The organism is Modestobacter sp. VKM Ac-2979 (assembly GCF_026967995.1).
GTDB lineage: Bacteria > Actinomycetota > Actinomycetes > Mycobacteriales > Geodermatophilaceae > Modestobacter.
In genome coordinates, this window is sequence record NZ_JAPVBO010000001.1 from 164,838 (window position 1) to 172,622 (window position 7,785).

A 7,785-nucleotide genomic window follows, 5' to 3' on the forward strand; every position below is an offset into this window, starting at 1 on the left:
CGGTGCGTAGGGTCGCGGCCGTGGCCGACAGCGCAGCGAACAACCTGGTCTGGATCGACTGTGAGATGACCGGGCTCGACCTGGCCAGCGACAAGCTCATCGAGGTCGCGGTCGTGGTCACCGACTCCCAGCTGAACGTGCTCGACGCGGGTCTGGACGTGATCATCCACGCCGAGGACTCCGACCTGGCCGGCATGGCCGACGTGGTCACCGAGATGCACGCCAAGTCCGGGCTCACCGAGGAGGTGCGCGCCTCCACGGTCACCCTCGAGGAGGCCCAGGCCCTGGTGCTCGCCTACGTGAAGCGGTTCGTCCCCGAGCGCCGCACCGCCCCGCTGTGCGGCAACTCGATCGGCACCGACCGCGGCTTCCTGGCCCGGGACATGCCCGAGCTCGACGACCACCTGCACTACCGGATGATCGACGTCTCCTCGATCAAGGAGCTCGGCCGGCGCTGGTTCCCCCGGGTCTACTTCGCCCAGCCGCCCAAGGGCCTGGCCCACCGGGCGCTGGCCGACATCCTGGAGTCGATCCGGGAGCTGGCGTACTACCGGCAGACCCTCTTCGTGCCCGAGCCGGGTCCCAGCAGCGACCAGGCCCAGGCGGCGGCCACCGACGTCGTGGCGGCCTTCGCTCCACTGCTCGCGGTCGACCCCGAGCCGGCCCCGACCCCGGCCTCGTCGGAGAGCTGACCGCCTCCGGTATCGTGTTCTCGTCCACCGGGTCGGCTCTCGCCAGCCGCCCGGTGTGCATGGTGGGTGTAGCTCAGCTGGTAGAGCGCCAGGTTGTGATCCTGGATGTCGCGGGTTCAAGTCCCGTCACTCACCCCACCCGGAGGCCCTGGTCAGTTCGCTGACCGGGGCCTCCGTCCGTCTCGGCGCCGCCGGCCCGGCCGGCGGCGGATGCTGTGTGGAGCAGTACGCCCGTCCGGTCTCTGTGGGGAGCTCATGTCACCGTCCGTCCTGCCGTCCCGAGCCGCTCGATCCGTCCCCGCAGCCGCCACGGGTCCACGCCGTCGGGTGCTGGTCGGTGCCGCCGCGGCCGGGGCACTGCTCCTCGCCGGGTGCGGCACCGACGCCACTGCCGGAGACCAGGTCGCAGCCGACGGCGAGGCGCACAGCCACGACGAGGGCACCCACGCCTCCCCGGAGGACGTGACCCTCGAGCACGTGCACGGGCTGGGCATCGACCCGGCCGACGACGCCCTGGTCGCAGGGACGCACCACGGTTTGGTGCGCATCTCCCCGGACGGGGAGCTGACCCGGATCGCCGACCGGGTGCAGGACTTCATGGGCTTCACCGTCGTAGGCCCGGAGCGCTACCTGGCCAGCGGCCACCCCGGCGAGGGGCAGGAGGGCCCGGCCGACCTGGGCCTGCTCGAGAGCACCGACGGCGGGCAGACCTGGGAGACCCTGTCGCTGGCCGGGGAGGCCGACTTCCACGCACTGGACGCCGCCGACGGTGTGGTCTACGGGTACAGCCGCGGCCGGCTGCTGGTCAGCGAGGACGGCGTCGAGTGGGCCGACCGCGGCCAGCTGCGGCTCGCCGACCTGGCCGCCGACCCGGCTGATCCGCAGCGAGTGCTCGCCACCATCGAAGCCGGTCTGGTGGTGAGCGAGGACGCCGGGGGCACCTTCACCGCCGTCCCGGACGCACCGCTGCTGGTCCTGGTCGACATCGCCGCCGACGGCAGCTCTGCGGTGGGCGTCTCCCCCGACGGAACGGTGTTCGGCAGCGCCGACGGGGGCCGGACCTGGGCCGAGCGCGGCAGCGCCGGGGGCCCGCCGGAGGCGCTGACCGTGGACGGGCAGGACGTCTACGTCGCCGTCGAGGGCGCGGTCCTGGCCTCCACGGACGGCGGGGAGACCTTCACCGAGTGGTACCGGGAGTCCTGACGCCCCTCAGTCGTCGTCGTCCTCGACGAGTTCGCCCTCCCACGCCTCCCGGCCCTCGTGGACGGCGAAGGCCGCGATGACGAAGCCGGCGACCGGGTCGAGCCAGGCGGCGCCGGTGAGCGCGTAGAGCCCCAGCCCGGCGAGGGTGGAGATGCTCAGCAGCACGCAGATCCGGGTCTCGGCCGCGTCGGCGAGGACCAGCGGGTCGCCGCCGAGCGCCAGCCCGACGCGGCGCTTGGCGCGGGCCAGCAGAGGCATGACCACGATGGAGGCGGCCAGCAGGACGAGCCCGACGGTGGAGGTGTTCGGCTCCTCGTCGCCGAGCAGGCTGCGGACACCCTCGATCAGCACGTACGCGGCCAGGACGAAGAAGGTGATCGCCACGGCCTTGAGCGCGCGACGCTCCTTGTCCTCGTCGATGCTGCCGTGCCGCAGCCGGGCCGCCAGCCGCAGCCCCACGAGGACGGCGGCGAGGGACTCGATGCCGGAGTCGACGCCGAAGCCCACCAGGGACACCAGCCCGGCGAGCAGGCCGGCGGTGATCGCGACGGCACCCTCGGCGACGTTGTAGACCACGGTGAACTGCGCCAGGCGCAGCCCGCGGCGGGTCAGCCGTTCGGTCTCGGCCTCGCTCAGGTCGATCGGCCGGGCGGTCACGCGGAGACCCCCTGCGTGGGCACGGCGGGGGCGAGTCGGCCGATGCCGGGCAGGAAGCGGCCCGTCCTGGCGGCGTAGTCGGTGTAGACCTCGCCGTGCACGGCACGCAGGTACGGCTCCTCGACCGTGCGCACCTGCAGCTCGACCGCCACGACCAAGGCGACCAGCGCCGCCACGCTGACCGGCGAGGGGACCATCAGCGTGACACCCGCCTGCGCGGTGACCATCGCCGCGAAGACCGGGTTGCGGACCTGGGCGAAGACCCCGCCGGTGACCAGTCCGGTGCGCTCGGCCGGGTCGACGCCGATCCGCCATGAATCGCCCATGCCGGTCTGGCCGGCCAGCGTCGCGAGGAACCCGGCCGACGCCAGCACCAGGCCGAGGACCTGGACTGCCACCGGCGGATGAGTGCTGGTCACGCCGAGGACGGCGAGCAGCGGGCCGGCCAGGCCGAGCACCAGCGCGACCACGAACAGCACACCGCCCCACCACCCGGCTCGGGCGGGGGTGCCGGAGATGCCGTGGAAGCCGGCCGAGCCGGTGCGCCGGTGCTGGACCCATGACCGCACGCCGAACAGCACGACCAGTGCGACGACGTAGAGGACGAGCGCAACGACGATCACGACCGGCTCCGCTGGCCGTAGGTGGGACACAGCGCGACGGCGTCGCCGGTGGCGGAGAGCAGCTGCTCGGCCGCGGCGAGCAGCGCCAGCAGCTGAGGGGCGGTCGTCAGCGACCACATCGAGGCACGACCCTGGGGCCGGGAGGTGACCAGCCCGCAGTCGCGCAGGCAGGACAGGTGTGCCGACACCGTCGACTGGGCCAGGCCCAGGTGCTCGGTCAGCTCCACGACCTTGTGCTCGCCGAGAGTCAGGTGCCGCACGATCGCCAGCCGGGCCGGGTCACCCAGGCTGCGGAACATGCACGCCGCCGCAGTGAGCGCGGCGGACTCGTCGACCGCAGGCGCGCCATCTCCCGCCGACGTCATGGCCGCGCCGTCCTCCAGCATCGTCATGCGGCGATGATAGCCACAACAGACGATGTGGTGGACAGAGTCGCTCAGTGGGCGCCGAGCTCGACGAGCAGGACGCCCACCGCGATGAGCGCGATGCCGGCCCCCATCGTCCGGGTGAGCGGGTCGCGGAACGCGAGGTGCGCAAGCACGGCGGTCAACGCGACGCCGCTGGCGACCCAGATGCCGTAGGCCACGCCAACGGCCAGCCCCGCCTTCAGCGCGAGGGTGAGGAAGGAGAAGCAGGCCAGGTACCCCACGACGATCAGCGGGGCCCAGCGCTTGTCGCGCAGACCGTCGGAGGCGCGCAACGACATGGTGGCAGCCACCTCGCAGCCGATGGCCGCGGCCAGGAACAGCCAGGTCACCGCCCCTCCCCCATCCGTGCGGGCGCCTGCTCGGCGCGGTGCGCGCCGAGCTCCACGAGCAGCACCCCGGCGACGATGACCGCGAAGCCCAGGCCCATCAGCGGGGTCAGCGGCTCACCGAACAGGAAGGCTGCGGCGACGGCCGTGAGCACCACCCCGCTGGCACCCCAGATGCCGTAGGCGACGCCGATGGCCATCCCCTGACGCAGGGCACCGGCCAGGAAGAGGAACGAGGCGACATAGCCGACGACCACCGGCAGGTACCAGGCGGCCTGCTCGGTGGCCGCGCGCAGCGCGAGGGTCGCGGCGACCTCGACGACGATCGCACCGGTCAGCCACAACCACCGGTTCACGCGGCACTCCTGTCGAAACGGTCTCCCGACTTCCGGTCCGGTCTCACCCGGTCACCTCACCATCCGGCCGCGACCGGCGATCCGGGCGGGGCGGGTGTCGGGGACGGTGCGCGGGGGGATCCTCCCGACCGTGCCCTTCGACTCCCTCGCCCTCACCGTGCGCCGGGCCACCGACAACACGTGGGAGGTGCTGGCGCCCCTGGTCTACCGCGGTGACCGGGACACCTTCGTCGTCCCACCCGGTTTCCGGACCGACTTCGCCTCGGTCCCCCGCGTCGTGGTGTGGCTCTTCCCGCGCTCCGGGCGCTACACGCCGGCCGCCGTCCTGCACGACTGGCTGACCGACGTCGCGGTGCCCGGCGGGCTGGTCTCCGCCCGGGACGCCGACGGGGTCTTCCGGCGGGTGATGCGCGAGCTCGGAGTGCCGCCGCTGCGCCGCTGGCTGATGTGGTGCGGCGTCCGCTGGGGGGCGCTGGTCAACCCGGTGCGGCGGGCGGGCTGGTGGCGCGACGCCCCGCGGGTGCTGGCCCTCTCGGTGCTGGCCGCTCCGGTCGTCGTCCCGCCGGCGGGGGTGATCGCGGTGGCGCTGGCGGTCTACCGGGTCGCCGAGTCGCTGGTCACCCGGCTGACCGCAGGTCGCACGCCGGAACCAAAACCCGACGTGTGGCACTGACCCGGCCGGCGCCGGCCGGGTGCCCGGATGCTCAGGACAGCGCGCTGCCCGCCGTCCACTCCTCCCACGGGATGGCCCAGTCGTAGATGTCGCCGTCGGCGGCGGTCAGCGTGCCGCCGATCGAGTTGACGACCTCGACGACGTCACCGGGCTGGGAGAAGTCGTAGAACCACTTCGCGTTCTCGGTGGCCAGGTTGATGCAGCCGTGGCTCACGTTCCGCGAGCCCTGGTCGGCCAGCGACCACGGGGCGGCGTGCACGAACTCGCCGTTGTTGGAGATGCGCGTCGCGTACTCGACGTCGGTGCGGTAGCCACCGGGTGCGTCGACGGCCAGGCCGAACGTCGAGGAGTCCATGGTGATGTCGGCGAACTTCTCCAGGACGACGTGCGCACCGTTGTGCGTCGGGTTCTCCGCGTCGCCGGCGCTCATCGGGAAGGTCTGCACGAGCTGATCGCCGTCGTGGACGGTCAGGGTGTGGGCCGCGGCGTCGGCGACGGAGACGTGCCGCTCCCCCACGCTGAAGGAGATGGTGCGGTCCTTCTCGCCCCAGACGCCCTCGCCGAAGTCGACCCCGTACAGGTCGGCCTCCAGCGTCACCTCGGTGTCGGCCGGCCAGTAGGTGGAAGGCCGGAAGTGCACCTCGTCGTCGCGCACCCAGTTCCAGACCCCGTCGGTGGGCGTGCTGCTGGTGACGAGGAGGTGGCTCTCCACCGCGGCCTGGTCAGCGACCGGCTCGTCGAAGAAGACCCGGATCGGCATGCCGACACCCACGGTGGTGCCGTCCAGCGGGCCGATGCCCGGGGTGGACAGCGTCTCCGGGGTCACCGTGGTGAAGGTCGAGGTGGCGGTGCTCTCGTCGGCGGCGGCGTTGGCGGCCGTGGCGGTGACCGTGTAGCTCGTGCCGTAGTCCAGCTCGCCCTCCGACGTCCACACGGCGGTGGACGGATCGCCCGCCAGGGGCTCGAGACTGCCGGTCAGCTCGGCGCCGGTGGCGTCCGCGACGGTGACGTCGCCCAGCTCGCCACCGGTGACGGTGACCTCCAGCGGGGTGGTCGGTGGGACGTCGGCGGCCCCGTCGGCCAGGCTCACCGTCACCACGGCGGGCGCGACGGGTGTGGCGGTCGGCGACCCGGCCGCGTCGTCCGGCGCGGCCTCGGACGACGACCCCGAGCAGGCCGCCAGCACGGCGAGCAACGCGGCGATGAGCACTGCAGCGAACCGTCTCGCCTGCTGCGAACCCACGAAGACCTGTCCCCTGTTCCGGTGCGCGCCGACCGGGGCCTTCCCGGCGGGCGTCCGCACCGTCGCCCAGTCTCCACGCTCCTGCTGACAGTTCGTTGTGCGCCGCAACACGTGACGTGGATGACCCGACCCCATCGGACGGTGGAGCCGGATCGGCGTGTAGAGTCCTCTCCTGTTGCCCGACCACGTCGAGCGACACGCGCCATTAGCTCAATTGGCAGAGCAGCTGACTCTTAATCAGCGGGTTCGGGGTTCGAGTCCCTGATGGCGCACCCACCTCTGACGCCCCGCCCGGGTCCACCTGGGCGGGGCGTTTCGGCGTCCGGGCCGACCACCGGTGCGCGCCCCGGATCCCGGAACGGTCGGGCCCGGATGCCGTGTACCTGCTGCCTTGACACCTGCTGCCTGCCTGGAACTCTCGTGGACGTCGATGATGACGAGGAGCACCACGGAGGTCCGATGCGTACCCGCCCGCGGTTCCCGGAGCGCCGGCACGCCGTCCGATCCTCGCTGATCGCCACCCTGGCCGCGGCCGGCGTCGTCGTAGGCCTGCCCGGCACCGCGTCCGGCCAGCCGAGCAACGACTGCCCGGAACCGATCCGCTACGTCCTCAACCAGACGCCGGCGACGTACCCCCGCAACGTCGCGTTGACGTTCGACGACGGGCCCTCCCCGCGCTGGACGCCGCAGGTGCTCGACGTCCTGGCCGCCTACGGGATCCACGCCACGTTCTTCGTCATGGGCACGCACGCCGAGGACGATCCGGAGCTGGTCCGGCGGATCATCGCCGAGGGCCACTCCATCGGGAACCACACCCGGACCCATCCCGACCTGGACTCGCTCTCCCGGTCGGAGCAGGCGGCCCAGATGGACAGCGCCACCGACGCGATCTATACGGCGAGCGGCCTGCACCCATGCTTCTTCCGCGGACCGGGCGGCTCGCACTACAGCGCCTCGGTCAAGGACCTGGCGTGGGCACGGGGCATGACCATCGCCGACTGGTCGAACGACCCCCGCGACTGGGACGCGCCCTCAGACCTCAGCCCCTCATACCAGGACACGATCGTGCAGCGGGCCACCAACCCTGTGTACGACCACCCCATCGTGCTGCTGCACGACGGCCCGCCGGTGCAGTACCGGCAGAACACGATCGAGGCGTTGGACCGGATCATCGAGTCCTACCAGTCCCGCGGTTACGTCTTCACCGACCCGGCCGGGCAGCAGTTCAACCCCAGCCCGATCGCGATGCACTACAACGCCCTCGGCGGGCCGGCGAGTTTGCTGGGCGAGCCGGTCACGCAGCAGCAGCCGACCCCGGATGGGTCTGGCGCCTACACCCACTACGAGAACGGCTCGATCTACTGGTCCCCCGCCACCGGCGCCCACGAGGTCCGCGGCGCCATCCACGCCACCTGGGCCGCACTCGGCTGGGAGAACTCCACGCTCGGCTTCCCCACCACCAACGAGAGGCCCACCCCGAACAAGACCGGGGCCTACAACCACTTCCAGAACGGCTCGATCTACTGGTCCCCCGCCACCGGCGCCCACGAGGTCCGCGGCGCCATCCACGCCACCTGGGCCGCA

10 protein-coding genes and 2 tRNA genes are annotated in these 7,785 nt (G+C 72.4%); 6 read left to right on the forward strand and 6 right to left on the reverse strand.

Going from position 1 to position 7,785, the window contains the following annotated elements:
- Positions 1–20 precede the first annotated feature (20 nt).
- The 3 genes from orn to O2W15_RS00780 all read left to right on the forward strand — a co-directional run bounded on the left by orn (position 21) and on the right by O2W15_RS00780 (position 1,895).
- On the forward strand, positions 21–692 hold the full coding sequence (gene orn, locus O2W15_RS00770) for an oligoribonuclease (protein WP_269177993.1): 672 nt from the start codon (positions 21–23) through the stop codon (positions 690–692).
- A gap of 62 nt (positions 693–754) precedes the next feature.
- Positions 755–830: transfer RNA gene (locus O2W15_RS00775), tRNA-His, on the forward strand.
- 189 nt (positions 831–1,019) lie between these two features.
- Positions 1,020–1,895: a F510_1955 family glycosylhydrolase gene (locus tag O2W15_RS00780; protein WP_269177994.1), complete on the forward strand. Its 876-nt coding sequence runs from the start codon at positions 1,020–1,022 to the stop codon at positions 1,893–1,895.
- Between the two features lie 6 nt (positions 1,896–1,901).
- On the opposite strand, the gene O2W15_RS00785 is transcribed toward O2W15_RS00780, so the two are convergent.
- From O2W15_RS00785 to O2W15_RS00805, 5 genes are read right to left on the reverse strand one after another with little or no spacing between them, the layout of a single operon-like run.
- On the reverse strand, positions 1,902–2,552 hold the full coding sequence (locus O2W15_RS00785) for a cation diffusion facilitator family transporter (RefSeq protein ID WP_269177995.1): 651 nt from the start codon (positions 2,550–2,552) through the stop codon (positions 1,902–1,904).
- Positions 2,549–3,175, reverse strand: a complete 627-nt coding sequence (locus O2W15_RS00790; RefSeq protein WP_269177996.1) for a methyltransferase family protein — start codon at positions 3,173–3,175, stop codon at positions 2,549–2,551. The genes O2W15_RS00785 and O2W15_RS00790 overlap by 4 nt, the downstream gene beginning before the upstream one ends.
- Entirely contained in the window at positions 3,172–3,567 is a 396-nt protein-coding gene (locus O2W15_RS00795) for an ArsR/SmtB family transcription factor (protein WP_269177997.1), read from the reverse strand. Before O2W15_RS00795 ends, O2W15_RS00790 begins: the two co-directional genes overlap by 4 nt.
- Before the next feature lie 44 nt (positions 3,568–3,611).
- Complete coding sequence (locus O2W15_RS00800) at positions 3,612–3,932, reverse strand: DMT family transporter (RefSeq protein WP_269177998.1); 321 nt, start codon at positions 3,930–3,932, stop codon at positions 3,612–3,614.
- Positions 3,929–4,285, reverse strand: coding sequence for a DMT family transporter (locus tag O2W15_RS00805; protein ID WP_269177999.1), 357 nt, complete (start codon positions 4,283–4,285; stop codon positions 3,929–3,931). Before O2W15_RS00805 ends, O2W15_RS00800 begins: the two co-directional genes overlap by 4 nt.
- A 130-nt stretch (positions 4,286–4,415) precedes the next feature.
- Between O2W15_RS00805 and O2W15_RS00810 the strand changes: the two genes are divergently transcribed.
- Positions 4,416–4,958: a DUF1353 domain-containing protein gene (locus O2W15_RS00810; RefSeq protein ID WP_269178000.1), complete on the forward strand. Its 543-nt coding sequence runs from the start codon at positions 4,416–4,418 to the stop codon at positions 4,956–4,958.
- 31 nt (positions 4,959–4,989) lie between these two features.
- Here the strand turns inward: O2W15_RS00810 and O2W15_RS00815 are convergent, their stop codons facing one another.
- Positions 4,990–6,201, reverse strand: a complete 1,212-nt coding sequence (locus O2W15_RS00815; protein ID WP_269178001.1) for a L,D-transpeptidase — start codon at positions 6,199–6,201, stop codon at positions 4,990–4,992.
- A 199-nt stretch (positions 6,202–6,400) separates the two neighbouring features.
- On the opposite strand from O2W15_RS00815, the gene O2W15_RS00820 reads away from it, so the two are divergent.
- Both O2W15_RS00820 and O2W15_RS00825 read left to right on the forward strand, forming a co-directional pair.
- Positions 6,401–6,473: transfer RNA gene (locus tag O2W15_RS00820), tRNA-Lys, on the forward strand.
- A gap of 187 nt (positions 6,474–6,660) precedes the next feature.
- Positions 6,661–7,785 (forward strand): polysaccharide deacetylase family protein (locus tag O2W15_RS00825; RefSeq protein WP_269178002.1); only part of this gene is annotated, 1,125 nt, incomplete at its 3' end.

Coding starts and splice junctions, on each gene's coding strand:
- O2W15_RS00795 (WP_269177997.1), bottom strand. CDS start 3,567: ATGACGATGCTGGAGGACGGCGCGGCCATGACGTCGGCGGGAGATGGC.